Origin of the sequence: Lutimaribacter degradans (assembly GCF_023703375.1) — a bacterium.
Classification (GTDB): Bacteria; Pseudomonadota; Alphaproteobacteria; order Rhodobacterales; family Rhodobacteraceae; genus Lutimaribacter; species Lutimaribacter degradans.
Genome location: NZ_JAMQGO010000007.1, coordinates 40,530 through 58,623, shown reverse-complemented (window position 1 = coordinate 58,623; position 18,094 = coordinate 40,530). Strand labels below are relative to the sequence as shown.

Annotated in this window: 15 protein-coding genes; 11 read left to right on the top strand and 4 right to left on the bottom strand. The window is 63.7% G+C overall.

Going from position 1 to position 18,094, the window contains the following annotated elements:
* Window positions 1-38: 38 nt before the first annotated feature.
* Together mutL and M8744_RS11530 are read left to right on the top strand one after the other, a co-directional pair.
* Entirely contained in the window at window positions 39-1,877 is a 1,839-nt protein-coding gene (mutL, locus tag M8744_RS11535) for a DNA mismatch repair endonuclease MutL (protein WP_251416174.1), read from the top strand.
* On the top strand, window positions 1,874-3,049 hold the full coding sequence (locus tag M8744_RS11530) for a DNA recombination protein RmuC (protein WP_251416171.1): 1,176 nt from the start codon (window positions 1,874-1,876) through the stop codon (window positions 3,047-3,049). The genes mutL and M8744_RS11530 overlap by 4 nt, the downstream gene beginning before the upstream one ends.
* A gap of 51 nt (window positions 3,050-3,100) precedes the next feature.
* Here M8744_RS11530 and M8744_RS11525 read toward each other — a convergent pair whose 3' ends face one another.
* The gene (locus tag M8744_RS11525) at window positions 3,101-3,940 is read right to left on the bottom strand and encodes a prephenate dehydratase (RefSeq protein ID WP_251416168.1); all 840 of its coding nucleotides are present in this window, start codon (window positions 3,938-3,940) and stop codon (window positions 3,101-3,103) included.
* Window positions 3,941-4,057: 117 nt separating this feature from the next.
* Here M8744_RS11525 and M8744_RS11520 point away from each other — a divergent pair, with 117 nt between their 5' ends.
* The 5 genes from M8744_RS11520 to M8744_RS11500 all read left to right on the top strand — a co-directional run bounded on the left by M8744_RS11520 (window position 4,058) and on the right by M8744_RS11500 (window position 10,495).
* On the top strand, window positions 4,058-4,582 hold the full coding sequence (locus M8744_RS11520; protein WP_251416165.1) for a c-type cytochrome: 525 nt from the start codon (window positions 4,058-4,060) through the stop codon (window positions 4,580-4,582).
* A gap of 173 nt (window positions 4,583-4,755) precedes the next feature.
* Entirely contained in the window at window positions 4,756-6,693 is a 1,938-nt protein-coding gene (locus tag M8744_RS11515; protein ID WP_434481365.1) for an extracellular solute-binding protein, read from the top strand.
* Between the two features lie 19 nt (window positions 6,694-6,712).
* The gene (locus M8744_RS11510) at window positions 6,713-7,801 is read left to right on the top strand and encodes a microcin C ABC transporter permease YejB (protein WP_251416163.1); all 1,089 of its coding nucleotides are present in this window, start codon (window positions 6,713-6,715) and stop codon (window positions 7,799-7,801) included.
* Between the two features lies 1 nt (window position 7,802).
* Window positions 7,803-8,909 carry an ABC transporter permease gene (locus M8744_RS11505; protein ID WP_251416160.1) on the top strand — a complete coding sequence of 369 codons (1,107 nt, stop codon included), beginning with the start codon at window positions 7,803-7,805 and terminating at the stop codon, window positions 8,907-8,909.
* Window positions 8,906-10,495 (top strand): ABC transporter ATP-binding protein, encoded by a 1,590-nt coding sequence (locus M8744_RS11500; protein ID WP_251416157.1) that lies wholly within the window; start codon window positions 8,906-8,908, stop codon window positions 10,493-10,495. Before M8744_RS11505 ends, M8744_RS11500 begins: the two co-directional genes overlap by 4 nt.
* Here M8744_RS11500 and M8744_RS11495 read toward each other — a convergent pair.
* Both M8744_RS11495 and hemN read right to left on the bottom strand, forming a co-directional pair.
* Window positions 10,492-11,400 (bottom strand): endonuclease/exonuclease/phosphatase family protein, encoded by a 909-nt coding sequence (locus M8744_RS11495; protein ID WP_251416154.1) that lies wholly within the window; start codon window positions 11,398-11,400, stop codon window positions 10,492-10,494. The two genes, M8744_RS11500 and M8744_RS11495, sit on opposite strands and share 4 nt — an antisense overlap.
* A gap of 8 nt (window positions 11,401-11,408) precedes the next feature.
* Complete coding sequence (gene hemN / locus M8744_RS11490) at window positions 11,409-12,767, bottom strand: oxygen-independent coproporphyrinogen III oxidase (protein WP_251416151.1); 1,359 nt, start codon at window positions 12,765-12,767, stop codon at window positions 11,409-11,411.
* A 65-nt stretch (window positions 12,768-12,832) separates the two neighbouring features.
* Between hemN and fnrL the strand changes: the two genes are divergently transcribed.
* The 3 genes from fnrL to M8744_RS11475 all read left to right on the top strand — a co-directional run bounded on the left by fnrL (window position 12,833) and on the right by M8744_RS11475 (window position 15,316).
* Entirely contained in the window at window positions 12,833-13,579 is a 747-nt protein-coding gene (gene fnrL, locus M8744_RS11485) for a transcriptional regulator FnrL (protein WP_251416148.1), read from the top strand.
* A 112-nt stretch (window positions 13,580-13,691) separates the two neighbouring features.
* Window positions 13,692-14,981, top strand: coding sequence for a flavin-dependent oxidoreductase (locus tag M8744_RS11480; RefSeq protein ID WP_251416144.1), 1,290 nt, complete (start codon window positions 13,692-13,694; stop codon window positions 14,979-14,981).
* An 80-nt stretch (window positions 14,982-15,061) separates the two neighbouring features.
* On the top strand, window positions 15,062-15,316 hold the full coding sequence (locus M8744_RS11475) for a GlsB/YeaQ/YmgE family stress response membrane protein (RefSeq protein ID WP_251416141.1): 255 nt from the start codon (window positions 15,062-15,064) through the stop codon (window positions 15,314-15,316).
* Between the two features lie 96 nt (window positions 15,317-15,412).
* On the opposite strand, the gene M8744_RS11470 is transcribed toward M8744_RS11475, so the two are convergent.
* Window positions 15,413-16,252: a universal stress protein gene (locus M8744_RS11470; protein ID WP_251416138.1), complete on the bottom strand. Its 840-nt coding sequence runs from the start codon at window positions 16,250-16,252 to the stop codon at window positions 15,413-15,415.
* 224 nt (window positions 16,253-16,476) lie between these two features.
* Here M8744_RS11470 and ccoN point away from each other — a divergent pair, with 224 nt between their 5' ends.
* Window positions 16,477-18,081, top strand: coding sequence for a cytochrome-c oxidase, cbb3-type subunit I (gene ccoN / locus M8744_RS11465; protein ID WP_251416133.1), 1,605 nt, complete (start codon window positions 16,477-16,479; stop codon window positions 18,079-18,081).
* The last annotated feature ends 13 nt before the right edge of the window (window positions 18,082-18,094 follow it).

Below are 18,094 nucleotides of genomic sequence, written 5' to 3'. Positions count from 1 at the left end.
AGTGGCAGAATCGCGTGGGTCATGCTAGGTCTTGTGGGATGAATACCCATGCCCCCAATATGCGCCCTGTCATACGGCAGTTGGACGATGCTGCGGTCAACCGTATCGCTGCCGGCGAGGTGGTGGAGCGCCCCGCCTCGGCCGTCAAGGAACTGGTGGAAAACGCGCTGGACGCGGGTGCGCGGCGCATCGACGTGGCGATTGCCGATGGCGGCAAGACGCTGATCCGCGTGGCCGACGATGGGTGTGGCATCGCCGGGGCGGACCTGCCGCTGGCCTTGTCGCGTCACGCGACCTCGAAGATCGACGGCAGCGACCTGCTTAACATCCATTCCTTCGGGTTCCGGGGCGAGGCGTTGCCATCGCTTGGCGCGGTGGGGCGGCTGAGCATCACCAGCCGCGTCGCCGGTGGCGAGGGGGCACAGATTACCGTGTCCGGCGGTCAGGTGGGCACGGTCAAGCCCGCCGCGCTGAACGGTGGCACGGTGGTAGAACTGCGCGACCTGTTCCACGCCACGCCCGCGCGGCTGAAATTCCTGCGCACGGACAGGGCCGAGGCGCAGGCGATTTCGGACGTGGTGAAACGGCTGGCGATGGCCGAGCCTTTCGTGGGCTTTACCCTGCGCGATGTCTCGGGCGGGGGCGAGGGCCGCGTGGTGTTTCGGGCCGATGCGCAATCGGGCGACCTGTTCGATGCCTTGCACGGGCGGTTGGCCGGTGTGCTGGGCGGCGAGTTTGCCGAGAATGCCCTGCGGATCGAGGCCGAGCGCGACGGGCACCACCTGTCGGGCTTTGCCGCGCTGCCCACCTATTCGCGCGGGGCGGCGGTGGCGCAGTTCCTGTTCGTCAATGGTCGGCCCGTGCGCGACAAGCTGCTGGTGGGGGCGTTGCGGGCGGCCTATTTCGATTTCCTGTCGCGCGACCGCCACCCGGTGGCGGCGCTGTTCGTCGATTGTGCGCCCACGCTGGTGGACGTGAACGTGCACCCGGCGAAATCCGAGGTGCGGTTTCGCGATCCGGGCGCGGTGCGCGGGTTGATCGTGGGGGCGCTGCGTGCGGCACTGGCCGAGGCGGGGCACCGCGCCTCGACCACGGTGGCGGGCGCGACGCTGGGGGCGATGCGGCCCGAACCCGCCGCAGAGGCCCCGCCGCGCGTCTACCAGATGGACCGCCCCGGTGCGCAGGCCCGTGCGACGGCGTACCAGGGGCAGGCGCCCGGTTTCGCTGAGATGCGCGGCGATTACAGCGCGCGGGTCGAGCCCGTACCGGACACGGCCCCGCACGCCGGTGACGAGCGGTTGCCGCTGGGCGCGGCGCGGGCGCAGGTGCATGAAAACTATATCGTCGCGCAGACGGAAACCGGGATCGTCATCGTCGATCAGCACGCCGCGCATGAGCGGCTGGTTTACGAAAAGCTCAAGCGCCAGATGGCGGAGAACGGCGTGGCGGCGCAGGCATTGCTTATTCCGGAAATCGTGGAACTGTCCGAGGGTGATTGCGCCCGGCTGATGGACCACGCCGGAGACCTGGCGCAACTGGGGCTGACGCTGGAGCCCTTTGGCGGCGGCGCGGTGGCGGTGCGCGAAACGCCCGCGTTGCTGGGCGAGGTCAACGCCAGCGCGATGATCCGCGATATCCTGGACGAATTGGCCGACCAAGGTGACAGCCTGACGGTGCAGGCGCGGTTGGAGGCCATCCTGAGCCGGGTGGCCTGTCATGGCTCGATCCGCTCGGGCCGGCGGATGCGCGCCGAGGAAATGAACGCGCTGCTGCGCGAGATGGAGGCCACGCCCCATTCCGGCCAATGCAACCACGGCCGGCCCACCTACGTGGAACTGAAACTGAGCGATATCGAAAGGCTGTTCGGGCGGACATGATCCAGATCGGTGATCAGACCTATACGCTGGGCGACCCGGTGGTGATGCTGGTGGTTGCGGGCGCGGCGCTGGGGCTGCTGATCGTCATACTTCTGATCGCCGCGGTGCGCGCGGCGGGGCGCAGCGCGCGCGTGGCCGCGCCGCTGGCGCAGCAGATCGGGCAGTTGGGCCAGCGGGTCGAGGCGCTGGGCCAGGGCCAGCAGCAACTGGCCGGGGGGCTGACCCATGTGTCCGAGGCGCAGGCGGCGGCCCAGGCCAACATGCTGCAACTGATGGAGCGGCGGCTGGGCCAGGTCAGCGAAAAGATGAACGAGAACCTGCAGGGCGCGGCGCGGCGCACGGCGCATTCGCTGGGCGAGTTGCAGCAACGCCTGCAGGCCATCGACAAGGCGCAGGACAACATTACCAAGCTGTCGGGCGACGTGCTGTCCTTGCAGGATATTCTGAGCAACAAGCAGACGCGCGGCGCCTTTGGCGAAATCCAACTGCGCGATATCGTCAGCAAGGCGCTGCCCAGTGACAGCTATCAATGGCAGGCGACGCTGAGCAACGGCAAAAGGGCCGATTGCCTGATCTACCTGCCCAACCCGCCCGGGCCCATCGCGATAGACAGCAAGTTCCCGTTGGAGCCATACGAGGCGCTGGTGAATGCCGAAAGCCCCGAGGGTGTCAACCGCGCCGCCACGCAGATGCGGCAGGCGGTGCGCGCGCATATCAAGGCGATATCCGAGAAATACATACTGGATGGCGAAACCGCCGACGGGGCGTTGATGTTCCTGCCATCCGAGGCGGTCTATGCCGAGCTGCACGCGCGGTTTCCCGAGCTGGTGCGCGAAGGGTTCGCCGCGCGGGTCTGGATCGTGTCGCCGACCACTTGCATGGCCACGCTACACACGATGCGCGCGATCCTGAAGGACGCGCGGATGCGCGAGCAGGCGGGCGCGATCCGGCGTGAGTTGGGCCTGCTGTTTGCCGATGTCGAACGGCTGGGCGCGCGGGTGGACAACCTTGACCGGCATTTCGGGCAGGCGGCCAAGGATATCTCGGAAATCAAGATAAGCGCCGACAAGGCGGGGCGCCGCGCGCGGCGGCTGGACAATTTCGATTTCGAGGAACTGGCGCCCGAGACCGAGGCGCCGGGCGTTCTGCGGTTGGAACACCCCAAGCTGTAGGCGGCATTGGGGTGCATGGGGGGGGCGCCGGCCGCAGCCCTTGCGGCGCGCTCAGTGCCTGCGCGGGTCGGCGGGGTAGACGCCGAGAATCTTTACATGCGAGGTGAAATAACGCAGCTCGTCGAGCGCCAGTTTCACGTTGTCATCCTCGGGGTGGCCCTCGATGTCGGCGTAGAATTGCGTGGCGGTGAAAGACCCGCCCACCATGTAGCTTTCCAGCTTGGTCATGTTCACGCCGTTGGTCGCAAAGCCGCCCATTGCCTTGTAAAGCGCGGCGGGGATGTTGCGCACCTGGAAGACGAAACTGGTCATCATCCCGTCGGTGCCGCGGCGGCTGTGATCGCCCTCGCGCGACATGACCAGGAACCGCGTGGTGTTGTTGCCCTGGTCCTCGATATGGCGGGCCAGCACGTCGAGCCCGTAGATATCTGCCGCAAGATCGCCCGCCAGCGCGGCCAGCGACGGGTCGCCCAGTTCGGCCACGTGCTTGGCCGATCCGGCGGTATCGGCGCCGGTGACACGGTGAATGTCGTGCTTGGCCAGGAATTTCTTGCATTGGCCCAGAAGAACCGTGTGGCTCATGGCGCGCTTGACGCGCTCCAGTGGCGTGCCGGGCACGGCCAGCAGGTTGATATGCACGCGCACGAATGCCTCGTCGATGATGTGCAACCCCGAGGCTGGCAAAAGCGAATGGATATCGGCCACGCGGCCATAGGTCGAGTTTTCAACCGGCAGCATCGCCAGGTCGGCGCGGCCTTCGCGCACGGCGTCGATCGCATCCTCGAAGGTGCGGCAGGGCAGGGCCTCCATTTCCGGGCGGGCGTCGTGGCAGGCCTGGTGTGAATAGGCCCCCGGCTCGCCCTGGAAAGCGATGCGATTGGTCTGTGTCATGGCATTATTCCGTCAAAAAGCCGCATTTCGGGCGTTTCGTCGCGCTAACTATACCTTGCCACAGGGAAGGTGAAGCAATAGATACGCGGCGACGCAATCGAAATGAACGGGCGAACCATGTTTGACACGATGACGATCACGAAGGCCGGTGGCGCGCTGTGTGGCGCGCTTCTGATCTTTTTGCTGGGCAAATGGGGTGCTGAGACGCTCTATCACATGGGCGGTGGCCATGGTGAGGATCATGCCTCGGGCTACGTGATCCAGGTGGACGATGGTGCCGATGCCGAACCCGAAGAGGAAGAGGTTGTCGACGTCGCGACCATTCTTGCGGAAGGCGATGCCGGCAGCGGTGAACGCGTGTTCAACAAGTGTCGTGCCTGCCACAAGCTGGAAGACGGCGCCAACGCGACCGGGCCGCACCTGTTCGGGGTGGTCAACCGCGAGATCGGTGCCGTGGACGGGTTCGGGTATTCCGGCGCGTTGAGCGAGCAGGGCGCCGATGCGTGGACACCCGAAACGCTGTACGCGTTCCTGGAAAACCCGCGCGGCTGGGCACCGGGCACCTCGATGTCCTTTGCCGGCCTGAACAAGCCAGAGGACAAGGCAGACCTGATCGCCTACCTCGCCACGATCGGCAACTGATCTATCCCGACCAACGGGTTTCATGGCCGCTGCCCCACCGGGCGGCGGCCTTTTTCGTGTTCGGTGCCTTTCACGGGCGATCACGCATTCTTACCTTGAATGTGGCCAAGACGCGCCCTTAGCTTAGATCATTGATAAACAGGTCTGATCCGGATCGCGACAGGAGGACGAGCATGACACCTGCCCCCCGAACCAAGGCGCTGGCGCGCAATCCGCTGCCCGCGCTGTTCACGTGGATGCTGTTGAGCGTGATGGCGCTGACGGTTCCGGCGCTGGCACAGGATGACGGGTCGGGTGACGAAATGATCCGCAGCCACGGCTATTCCTATTTCGGCAACCTGACCTACCCGGCGGATTACCCGCATTTCGACTACGTGAACCCGGACGCGCCCAAGGGCGGGGAAATCTCGCTGGCGGCGACGGGCACGTTCGATTCGATGAACCCTTACAGCCGCAAGGGACGGGCGGGGCGCTATTCCTGGATGATGTATGAAAGCCTGCTGGGCGAGATGCCGGCCAGCGGGTCGGGGGCGCCGGCCGATGTCTATGGCGAGATGTATGGCCTGCTGGCCGAACGCCTGGAATATCCCGAAAGCAAGGAATGGGTGATTTTCCACATGCGCCCCGAGGCACGGTTTTCCGACGGGCACCCGGTGACGGCGCATGACGTGGTGTTTTCGCATAACCTGCTGCTGGACCAGGGCCTGCCATCTTATGCGCAGGCAGTGAAGGTGCGGGTGCTGACCGCCGAGGCGCTGGACGACCACACCGTGAAATTCACCTTCGCCAAGGATATCTCGCGCCGGTCGCTGATCGACCAGGTGGGCAGCGTGCCGGTCTGGCCCGAACACTGGTTCAAGGAAAACGACGCGCGGCTGGATGAACCGCGGCTTGAGGCGGCGCCGGGGTCGGGCCCCTACATGGTGGCCGAGGTCGAGCCGAACAGGCGCATCGTCTACAAGCGCAACCCCGATTACTGGGCGCGCGATCTGCCGATCAACGTGGGCCGGCACAATTTCGATACGATCCGCGTGGAATATTTTGGCGATGACACCGCGGCGTTCGAGGCGTTCAAGGCCGGTGAGTTCACCGTCCGCCCCGAGGGAAATTCGCGCCTGTGGGCCACGGGGTACGAATTCCCCGCGGTCGAGAAAGGCTGGGTCAAGATGGAAGAGTTGCCCGATGGCACGCCGCCCGCGCCGACCGGCATCATCTTCAACCTGGCGCGCGAAAAGTTCCAGGATCGCCGCGTGCGCGAGGCGGTTTCGCTGGCCTATAATTTCGAATGGACCAACAGCTCGTTGCAATACGGGCTATTCGAGCAGCGCCACTCTTTCACCCAGGGCACCCCGCTTGAGGCGAATGGCGTGCCCGAGGGGGCCGAGCTGGAATTGCTGCAATCGCTTGGCGACATCGTGCCACGCGAAATGCTGACCGAGCCGCCGGTGATGGCGCATACCTCGTCGGACGCGCGCCTGACCGATCGGCGCAACCTGCGCCGGGCGATGGGCCTGCTGGACGAGGCGGGATGGTCCGTGGGCGAGGACGGTATTCGCCGCAATGCCCAGGGCCGGGTGATGCGGATTGATTTTCTGCTGAACACGGCCGGGTCGCCCACGCTGGAATCGGTGGTCGAGACCTTCGTGCAGAACCTGCAAAAGATGGGAATCGACGCAAGGGTGGAAAAGGTCGATCCGTCTCAATACACGCTGCGCGAACGCGACCGTGATTTCGACCTGATCTTCGATCAGTATCGGGCCTTTCTGGATACCGGGACCGGGCTGCACCAGATGTACGGGTCGAAAGAAGCGGAGTTTTCGCTGTTTAACCCTGCCGGCTTGGCAAGTCCCATGGTCGACGCGATCATCGACGCTTCGCTGATGAGCGAAACCGCCGAAGAACGCGACGTGGCCCTGCGCGCGCTGGACCGTGCCCTGCGCTGGGAGCGATTCATGATCCCGGTCTGGTTCAACCCGAACGTCTGGATCGCCTCGTGGGATCAGTACGACCACCCTGACCCGTTGCCGACTTATGCGGTGGGACTTTTGGATTTCTGGTGGTATGACGCGGAAAAGGCCGAAAAACTCAGGGCTGAAGGCGCACTGAGGTAACAGCAAAGGTAGCGGGCAGATGGGCGCCTATATCCTGCGGCGATTGGCTTTGATCGTCCCGACGCTGTTCGGGATCATGCTGATCAATTTCATCCTGACCCAGTTCGTGCCGGGTGGCCCGGTAGAGCAGGTTATCGCCCAGATGCAGGGCCAGGGCGATGTGACCGCCGGTTTCGCCGGCAGCGGCAACGACGCGGGCATGGATATTCCCCAGAACGAGGAATATGTCGGCGCGCGCGGCCTGCCGCCCGAGTTCATCGAGCAGCTTGAGCGCGAATTCGGCTTTGACAAACCCCCGCTTGAACGCTTTGCCAGCATGATGTGGGATTATGCCCGCTTTGATTTCGGGGAAAGCTGGTTCAAGAAAGAAGAGGTCACGACGCTGATCCTGCAGGCAATGCCCGTGTCCATTTCGCTGGGGCTGTGGTCGACCCTGCTGGCTTATCTGATCTCGATTCCGCTGGGTATTCGCAAGGCGGTGCAAGACGGGTCACGCTTTGACGGGTGGACATCGACGGTGGTGATCGTGGCCTATGCGATCCCCGGTTTCCTCTTCGCGATCCTGTTGCTGGTGCTGTTCGCGGGCGGATCGTATTTGCAGATCTTTCCGTTCCGTGGCCTGACCAGCGAACAGTCGGTGTGGGACACGATGACATGGTATGAAAAGGTGGGCGACTATTTCTGGCACATCACGCTGCCGGTGGTGGCATCGACCATCAGCGCCTTTGCCACGCTGACCCTGCTGACCAAGAACAGCTTCCTGGACGAGATCAAGAAACAATACGTGATCACCGCCCGCGCCAAGGGACTGAGCGAGAAACAGGTGTTGTACGGACATGTCTTTCGCAACGCCATGCTGATCGTGATCGCGGGGTTCCCGGCGGCGTTCATCAGCATCTTCTTCACTGGCTCGATCATCATCGAGAAACTGTTTTCACTGAACGGGCTGGGCCTTCTGGGGTTCGAGGCGGCGTTGCAGCGTGATTACCCCATCGTGTTCGGCACGCTGTTCATTTTCGGCCTGATCGGGCTGCTGGTGGGGCTGCTGAGCGACCTGATGTACGTGCTGGTCGATCCGCGCATCGATTTCGAAAAGCGGGAGGGGTAAGATGGCGCTTTCCCCCCTCAACCAGCGGCGCTGGCGCAATTTCCGGCGCAACAAACGCGCCTTCTGGTCGCTGATCTTGTTCTCGATCCTGTTCGGCCTGTCGCTGTTTGCCGAGTTCATCGCCAATGACAAGCCGATCCTGGTGCAGTACCGGGGCGAGATTCACGCGCCGATCTTTCGCTTTTACCCCGAAACCGCGTTCGGCGGCGATTTCCAGACCGAAGCGGATTACCGCGACCCGGTGGTGCAATGCCTGATCGTGACGGGCGGCATGGGTGAGTGTTTCGATACGCCGGAAGAGTTGATCGAGGATGCCGCCGACGGGCAGGTGAACGGCGCGGCCATTGAACAGGGATGGGCGCTGTGGCCGCTTTTGCCTTATGCCTATGATACCACGGTCGACCGCCCCGGTGCCGCGCCGCTGCCGCCTGACGGGCAGAACTGGCTGGGCACCGACGACACAAAGCGCGACGTGCTGGCGCGCGTGATCTATGGCTTTCGGCTGTCTATCCTGTTCACGCTGATCGTCACCACGCTGGCCAGCCTGATCGGTATCATCGCGGGGGCGTTGCAGGGCTTTTTCGGCGGTTGGCTGGACCTGATATTCCAACGCGTGATCGAGATCTGGACGGCGATGCCGCAGCTTTACGTCATCATCATCCTGTTCGCGATACTGGGGCGGGGGTTCTGGTTACTTGTCTTCATAACGGTGCTGTTCGGATGGACGGCGCTGGTGGGCGTGGTGCGCGCCGAGTTTCTGCGGGCGCGCAACCTTGAATACGTGCGCGCGGCGCGCGCGCTGGGCGTGTCGAACTGGACGATCATGTTCCGCCACATGCTGCCCAACGCGATGGTGGCCACGCTGACCATGCTGCCCTTCATCGTCACCGGCACAATCGGGCTGCTGGCCAGCCTCGATTTCCTGGGCTTCGGCCTGCCCTCGTCCTCGCCCAGCCTGGGCGAGCTGACGTTGCAGGCCAAGCAGAACCTTGATGCACCCTGGCTGGCTTTCACCGCGTTTTTCACCTTCGCCATCATGCTGTCGCTGCTTGTCTTTATCTTCGAAGGCGTGCGCGACGCGTTCGACCCAAGGAAGACCTTTCAATGAGCGTGCTCGAGGTTCGCGATCTGACCGTGGCGTTTCGCCAGGATGGCATGCTCAACACTGCCGTGCGCGGCGTGTCGTTCAGCGTTGATCGGGGCGAAACCGTGGCGCTGGTGGGGGAAAGCGGCTCGGGCAAGTCTGTCACGGCGCTGTCGACCGTGGGGCTGCTGCCACCCTCGGCCGAGGTGACCGGCGACGTGACATACGAGGGCCAGCAGATGATTGGCGCCAGCGACAAGCTGTTGCGCCAGGTGCGGGGCAACGACATCAGTTTCATTTTCCAGGAACCGATGACCTCGCTCAACCCGCTGCACACGATCGAAAAGCAACTGCGCGAGTCGATCGAACTGCACCAGGGCTTGCAGGGCAAGGCGTTGCACGACCGTATCCTTGAATTGCTCGACAGGGTGGGTATCCGCGACGCCGCCGAACGGCTGAGCGCCTATCCGCACCAGTTGTCCGGCGGGCAGCGCCAGCGGGTGATGATCGCCATGGCGCTTGCCAACAAGCCCGACCTGCTGATCGCGGACGAGCCGACCACCGCGCTGGACGTGACGATACAGGCGCAGATCCTCGATTTGTTGGCCGAGCTGAAAGAGACCGAGGACATGGGGCTGCTGTTCATCACCCATGATCTTGGGATCGTGCAGCGCATCGCCGACAAGGTTTGCGTGATGAAGGATGGCGAGATCGTCGAGGCCGGCCCGACGGCCCGGATTTTCGCCGACCCGCAACACCCCTATACGCAAAAGCTGCTGGGTGCGCGCGCCGTGGGCGTGCCCGCACCAGTGCCCGAGAATGCGGAAACGCTGGTATCCACCAATGGCTTGCGCGTGTGGTTCCCGATCCAGCGCGGCTTTCTGAAGCGCACCGTGGGCTATGTGAAGGCCGTGAACGACGCCACGATCGACGTGCGCGCGGGCGAGACGCTGGGCGTCGTTGGGGAAAGCGGTTCGGGCAAGACAACGCTGGCGCTGGCGATCATGCGGCTGATCCGGTCAGAGGGCGGGCTTACCTATGACGGGCAGGATGTGCGGGGCTGGTCGACCAGGAAACTGCGCAGGCTGCGCCGCGAAATGCAGATCGTGTTCCAGGATCCGTTCGGCAGCCTGAGCCCGCGCATGACCTGCGAACAGATCATCGCCGAGGGGCTGGGCGTGCATGGTGTCCCGGCGGGGCAGAGCGAACACGGGCTGGTGGCCCAGATCATGGAAGAGGTCGGGCTGGACCCGGCCACGATGCACCGCTACCCGCACGAGTTTTCAGGCGGCCAGCGGCAGCGCATCGCCATTGCCCGCGCCATGATCCTGCGGCCGCGGCTGCTGGTGCTGGACGAACCCACCAGCGCGCTGGACATGACCGTGCAGGTGCAGATCGTCGACCTGTTGCGCGATCTTCAGGTGAAATACGGGCTGGCCTACCTGTTCATCAGCCACGACCTTAACGTGGTGCGTGCCATGAGCCACAAGATCATGGTGATGAAACAGGGCGACGTGGTCGAGGCTGGCATGGCCGAAGACGTATTTACCAACCCGAGAACCGATTACGCCCGCACGCTGCTGTCGGCGGCGTTGGAGAGGGCGGGCTAAACCACCGGCCCAAGCCCCGGCAGGTCGATCACCAGCGCCGCGTGGTCGCTGGCGTGGGGGCGGTGGTGGCCCACCTGTGCCAGATGCGCCCCGGTGTGGCGGCGGGCCTCAAGGCTCAGCCCTTCGCGATGCATCTCGGGCAGGGCGTCGGGATAGGCGCGGGCCAGTGCCGGGCTTGCCAGCAGCGCGTCGGCCCGCCAATAAACATCATCCCACGGATCATGCGCCGACCAGCGCGCGCCACGCGGCCGCCGGGCCATCAGGTCAACCGAAAAGGGCGGCAGAACGGGCGCGGTCGCCGGGTCATTTGCCGGGGTGGCGGGTTCGTTCAGATCGCCCAGGATCAGCCAGTTTTCCGCGCCGCTTTCCTGCACGAGATGGCGCACGGCCAACGCCTCTTGCCGGCGCACGGGCCAGGCGGTTTCGGGGTCTGGCCCAGGTGCCTTGAAGTGGCAGATGAACAGCGTCACGCCCGGCAAGGCCACCTCCAGGCAATCGCGCCGGAAAATCGGCGTGTCGGGGTGATAGCCGGGCGGCGCGTCTAGCCCCAGGTCGGCGGGTCGCAGGCTGGCATGGCTGCCTACGCGCAGCGGTGCGATGCGCGACAAAAGCGCCACGTCCTGTCCGCGCCCGTCATTGCCGGGCAGACAGTGGCGATGGGGGTAGGCGGGCACCCCGGCGGGCCGCAGAAAAGCATCGTGGAAATGATCGAGCGTGGCCTGGTCGAACACTTCTTGCAGGGCCAGCACGTCGGCGCGCAGCGCGCCGATCACCTGCGCGCCCAGCCGCCGGTCGGTCTGGTCTGTCCGGGGCTCGGGCCGGTCTGGTGTGTCGTGGTCATGCGCACCATCCAGACCCCTGCCACGCAGGCGGAGGTTCTGGAGGTTGAAGCTGCCAATGCGCAACCGAACGCTCAGATCGCCGAGGAATGGCCGGCCTTGCTAAGGTCGTAGGCATCGAAAGCGCGGGCGATCATCCGGACCAGGGGGCGTGCGGCTTCGGGCACATCCAGCCCGTTCTCGGTCACGCGCAGCAGCCCGTCGAAATCACGGTTCACGCGGTTGAACTCGGCCATCAGGCTGGTGCGATCGGCACCGAATTTTTCCACCAGTTCGTTGGCGTCAATTCGAAAGAAGCACATCAGCGATTCGATCATGCGGTTGCGCATCAGGTCGTCGCCGCTGAAACCATGCCCCTTGGCCGTCGCGAAACGCCCATCGCGAATGGCGCCCGTATAGGCCGACGTGGCCGGGGCGTTCTGGGCGTATCCCTGCGGAAAGCGCGATATCGACGAGGCGCCAAGCCCGATCAGCACATCGGCCGGGTCTTCGGTATAGCCCTGGAAATTGCGTTTCAGCGTGCGGTCGCGCAAGGCGCGGGCCATGCTGTCATCTGGGCGGGCGAAATGGTCGATCCCGATCTCGTCATACCCATCCCAGACGAACAGCTTGCGTGCCACTTCGAACAGTTCCAGCCGTTCTTGCGGCGTGGGCAGCGCGTCCGAGGGGATCATCTGTTGGCGCTTGGCCATCCACGGCACATGCGCATACCCGTAAAGCGCCACCCGGTCGGGGTTGAACGACAGCAGTTTCTGCACGGTTTCGGTGATGCGCGCCTGGCTTTGATGCGGCAGGCCGAACAGGATGTCGGCATTCAGGCTGTGCACGCCGCGGGCGCGGATCATCTCGACCGCGTCGCGCGTGATTTCATAGCCCTGGATGCGACCGATGGTTTGCTGAATCTGGTCGTCGAAATCCTGCACCCCGATCGAGGCGCGGTTCATCCCGGCGGCAGCCAGCGCATCAAGCCGCGCGGCGTCGATCTCGTTCGGGTCGATCTCGACCGAGAACTCGGCATTGTCCTTGGCCATCGGCGCTACCGCGAAGATTGATTCGGCCAGCTCGGTCATCATGTCGGGCGCCATCAGCGTCGGCGTGCCACCGCCCCAATGCAGCCGCGACAGGGTGACGCCTTCGGGCAGGGTCTGCCCCAGCAAGGCGATTTCGGCCTTGAGCGTTTCAAGGTAGACGCGCACCGGCTTTTCGTTTTGCGTACCTTGCGTGCGACAGGCGCAGAACCAGCACAGGCGGCGGCAAAATGGAACGTGGACGTACAAGGAGATACGGGAGCCGGGCGTGATGGCGCGGGTCCAGTCGGCAAAATCTCCGGGGCCGATCGCGGACGAGAAATGCGGCGCAGTCGGGTAACTCGTGTACCGCGGCACCTTCGCGTCAAACAGTCCCAGTTTTGCAAGTTGCGTTTTCGTAACCATAACCCTACCCTGTAAGGCAGGAAAAAAGGGTCAACCTTGACCCAGATCAAGCGCGCGAACACAAAATGCTTAACGATGAAAAGACACAAGTCTCGAACGAGTGTGCCGACTGTCCTATTCGCCATAGGGCTGTATGCGCGCGCTGCGAAAGCGATGAGCTGGAGCAACTCGAAGAGATCAAGTATTACCGCAATTTCGAGGCTGGCCAGACAATCATCTGGTCGGGCGACCGGATGGATTTCGTGGGCTCGGTCGTATCGGGCATCGCCACCCTGACCCAGACAATGGAAGACGGGCGTACCCAGATGGTGGGCCTTTTGCTGCCCAGCGATTTCGTGGGCCGGCCGGGGCGCGATGGCTCACCCTATGACGTGGTGGCCACGACCGACCTGGTCATGTGCTGTTTCCGCAAGCGCCCGTTCGAAGACATGATGTCGAGAACCCCGCATATCGCCCATCGTCTGCTTGAAATGACCCTGGACGAGCTGGATGCCGCGCGCGAATGGATGCTGGTTCTGGGGCGCAAGACCGCGCGCGAGAAGATCGCCAGTCTTTTGACGATCATCGCGCGGCGCGACGCATCGCTGAACCTGCGCCCGACGCATGATGCGCTGGTGTTCGACCTGCCGCTGACGCGCGAGGCAATGGCCGATTACCTTGGTCTGACGCTGGAAACCGTCAGCCGCCAGATCAGCGCGCTCAAGCGTGATGGCGTGATCGAGCTTGAGGGCAAGCGTCATGTCACCATTCCCGATTTTAGCCGCCTTCTGGACGAGGCGGGCGATGACAGCGATGGCGGGATGCTGGCCTGACGCGCCTTGCGGCCGCATCGTGATGTCGTGGAAACACGGGCATGCCGTGTCCCAGATTTGCGCGGCGGGCAATTCCTGCTAAAGCCTGATCCCGACTGGCAGGGAGGGCGAGATGCAAGATACCGATACTGTTGTAATTTCCGGCGCCGGAATCGCCGGGTTGTCGCTGGCGTTGACACTGCACCAGATCGGCGTGCCCTGCAGGGTATACGAAGCCGTTCCCGAACTGCGCCCGCTGGGCGTGGGCATCAACCTGCAACCCAACGCCGTGCGCGAGCTTTACGACATGGGCTTTGCCACCGATGACCTGGACCGCGTCGGCGTGCCCGCGCGCGAATGGGCGCTGGTGGGGCGCAACGGCAACGACATCTACGCCGAGCCGCGCGGGCTGCTGGCCGGGTACAACTGGCCGCAATATGCCGTGCATCGCGGGCAGTTGCAGATGATGTTGCTGGATGCGGTGCGCACGCGGCTGGGCGCGGACGCGGTGCAAACCGGCGCGCGCGTCATCGGCTACGATCAGGACGCGCAGGGCGTGACCGTGACCATCGCCGACACGCAGGGTGCGACGCGGCGGGTGCGAGGCCGCCTGCTGGTGGCCGCCGACGGGTTGCATTCGCCCATTCGCGCGCAGATGCATCCCGATCAGCCGCCAGTTCAATGGGGTGGCGCGGTGCTGTGGCGTGGCGTGACGCGGGCAAGGCCGATCCGCACCGGCAGCAGTTTCGTTGGGCTGGGCACGCACAAGCACCGCATGGTGATCTACCCGATTTCGCACCCCGACGCGGATGGCATGGCCACCGTCAACTGGATCGCCGAGCAGACATTCGACAATTCCGCCGGCTGGGAAGGCGACTGGAACAAGAAGGTCTCGGCCGAGGATTTCGTGCACCATTTCGAGGGCTGGAATTTCGATTGGCTGGATGTGCCCGCGCTGATTCGGGGCGCGGAAGACGTGTATGAATACCCGATGATCGACCGCGAGCCGGTGCCTACCTGGGTGGATGGCCGGGTGGCGCTGATGGGCGATGCCGCACATGTCATGTATCCCACCGGGTCCAACGGGGCGAGCCAGGCCATTATCGACGCCCGCGTGATCGGCGCGGAAATGGTGACGCACGGGCCGGGCCCAAGGGCGTTGGCCGCCTATGACGCCCGCTTGTGCGAGCCGGTGTCGCAGTTGGTTCTGCGCAACCGGGGCGCGGGCCCGTTCGGGATGCTGAACATCGTGGACGAGCGGTGCGGCGGAGAGTTCGAGGACATCAACGATGTCTTCCCCGAGGCCGAGCGCGCCGCCTTCATGGCCGGCTACAAGAAGGCTGCGGGTTTCGCCATCGACGCGTTGAACGCCGCTGCGCCCACCATCGCACCGGGTGCGCGCGTCACCGGCGCGGCGGGCTGAAGCCCGCCCTACCCGATTTGTGTACCGCGCCGGGCTGTGAAAGGCTGGGCGCAAGTCATCCGAGGGAAAGGAAACGAAAAATGGGCGTGGAAAGTCTTTTGGCGATGCTGGTCATCGGCGCGATTGCCGGTTGGCTGGCGGGCAAGTTGATGCAGGGCGGCGGCTATGGCCTACTTGGAAATGTCGCGATGGGTATCGTCGGCGCCTTCGTGGCGGGGCTGATCCTGCCGCGCATTGGGCTGGAGATCGGCGGCGGATTCCTGGGGGCGATCATCAACGCCACCATTGGTGCGGTGATCGTGATCTTCCTGATCCGGCTGATAAAACGCGCTTGAGCGCGTGAAATGAAAAGGGTGGGCAAACTGCCCACCCTGCGCAACTGCCCCGGAACGGGCGGGTAGGGCGGGCTTTAGCCCGCCGCGACCTTCCAATCAGTGCGCCATGAACACCGGGATTTCCGTCTGTTCGAGCATGTAACGGGTGGCCCCGCCTAGGATCGCCTCGCGGAAGCGCGATTTGCCATAGGCGCCCATGACCACCAAGTCGGCCTCGATATCCTTGCAATGGCGCAAAAGCACGTCGGACACGCGCGGCATCGTTTTCGACAGAACGTCGATTTCGCATTTCACACCGTGCCGGGCCAGGTATTGCGACAACAGCCCGCCCGGGTCCGAGCGGTCGGGCCCGTGCGTCGGCGGATCGATCACCGCCAGGTGCACCGACTCGGCCGCGATCAGCATGGGCAACGCCGCCCGCGCCGCGTTGAGCGCCTCGGCGCTTTCGTTCCAGGCCAGCACGATCTTGTCGGCTTTCTTGACCTGTGTTTCCTCATCGGGAACCACCAGAACCGGCGTATGCCCTTCGAACATCGCGGCTTCCAGAATCGGCTCCAGTTCGACGCCGCGACCCTCGCCATAAGGGCGGGGCAGAACCACCATGTCGGAAAACCGCGCCCGGGCCGCCACGTGCCGCCCGAGATCGGCCAGCTGGGCCACCCCCGATTCCGTGCTCCAGCGCACTTCGCTGGAGCGCAGGATATCGCGCACGCGGGCTTCGATCCCCTCGGCCTCTTCCTGGGCGCGGGTGATGCTTTCCTGCAGGATCATCGCGTTTGCGCCTGCGTAGTAATAGCCCGTCTGGCTGCGATCGACGCCCATGCACAACACTTCGAGATGGGCATCGTTCATACCGGTCAACGTGACCGCTTGCGACAGTACGGGGCCTGCCAGCTTTTCGTCGGTCAATACGGAAAACAGCGACTTGTAGGCCATGGTCTTTCTCCTTCATCCACGCCGCCCCCTGGTGCGGGGTGTCCGGCCTTTCATGCACATTAGACAGGCTGCACCCATGCCCGCCTTGATACGAGTCAAAAAAACCATCTTCTGCTTTTGATGCAGATCAATGCGGCGAATCCCGCAAAATTTCATTAAGCCGGGAGTCTAAACCTATCCGTGCGCTTGTTCGAATCGCGCGGGGACAGACGAAGGGACGCAAAATGGGTAACTATATCAAGCTGATCGTGTATGGCCTGATCGCGCTTTTTGCGCTGATCGCGGCCAATTACGCGCGCGATCCGGCATATCTTGTCAACGCCGTGGTCGTGGCTTTGGCCGCGGCTGGCCTGTTCGTGTGGACGCTGCGCCGTACGGACGAACCGGTTCCGAATGTTGATCTTTCGGGCGAATACATGGATGGCGTGGTGCGCGCCGGGGTGATTGCAACGGCGCTTTGGGGCGTCGTGGGCTTCCTGGTGGGGGTCACGATCGCGTTTCAGCTGGCCTTTCCGGCGCTCAATTTCGAATGGGCCCAAGGGTACCTGAACTTTGGCAGGTTGCGTCCGCTTCATACCTCGGCGGTGATTTTCGCTTTCGGGGGCAACGCGCTGATCGCCACGTCGTTCTATGTCGTGCAGCGCACGAGCGCCGCACGCCTTTGGGGCGGCAACCTGGCGTGGTTCGTGTTCTGGGGGTTCCAGCTGATGATCGTCCTTGCGGCGACCGGCTATCTCCTGGGGGCCACCCAATCCAAGGAATACGCCGAGCCCGAGTGGTATGTCGACTGGTGGCTGACCATCGTCTGGGTTGCCTATTTTGCTGTCTTCGTCGGCACGATCGTGAAACGCAAAGAGCCGCATATCTACGTGGCCAACTGGTTCTACCTGTCGTTCATCATCACGGTGGCGATGCTGCATATCGTCAATAACCTGTCGATCCCGGTGTCGATCTTCGGTTCGAAATCGGTGCAGGTTTTCGCCGGTGTGCAGGATGCGATGACACAATGGTGGTATGGCCACAACGCCGTGGGCTTTTTCCTGACCGCGGGCTTCCTGGGCATGATGTATTACTTTATTCCCAAGCAGGCCGAACGCCCTGTGTTCAGCTACAAGCTGTCGATCATCCACTTCTGGGCGCTGATCTTCATCTACATCTGGGCCGGTCCGCACCACCTGCACTATACCGCGCTGCCTGACTGGGCCTCGACGCTGGGCATGGTGTTCTCGATCGTGCTCTGGATGCCCTCCTGGGGTGGCATGATCAACGGCCTGATGACCCTGTCGGGCGCGTGGGACAAGCTGCGCACCGATCCGATCATTCGGATGATGGTGATCTCGGTCGGCTTTTACGGCATGTCCACCTTCGAAGGTCCGATGATGTCGATCCGCGCGGTGAACTCGTTGTCGCACTACACCGACTGGACCATTGGCCACGTGCACTCGGGCGCGCTGGGCTGGAACGGCATGATCACCTTTGGTGCGCTGTACTTCCTGGTGCCGCGCCTGTGGAACCGCGAGCGGCTGTATAGCCTGAGCCTGGTCAGCTGGCACTTCTGGCTCGCCACGATCGGCATCATCCTTTACGCGGCGTCCATGTGGGTGACCGGCATCATGGAGGGCCTGATGTGGCGCGAAGTGGATGCAAACGGTTTCCTCGTGAACTCGTTCGCCGACACCGTGGCCGCCAAGTTCCCGATGTACGTGGTGCGTGGCCTGGGTGGGGTGCTCTACCTCGCTGGCGGTATCATCATGTGCTACAACCTCTGGATGACCGTGCGTCGTTCGCCTGCTGTAAAGCCGGTGAACCACATGGTCCCGGCTGAATAAGGAGGGCCGGAGA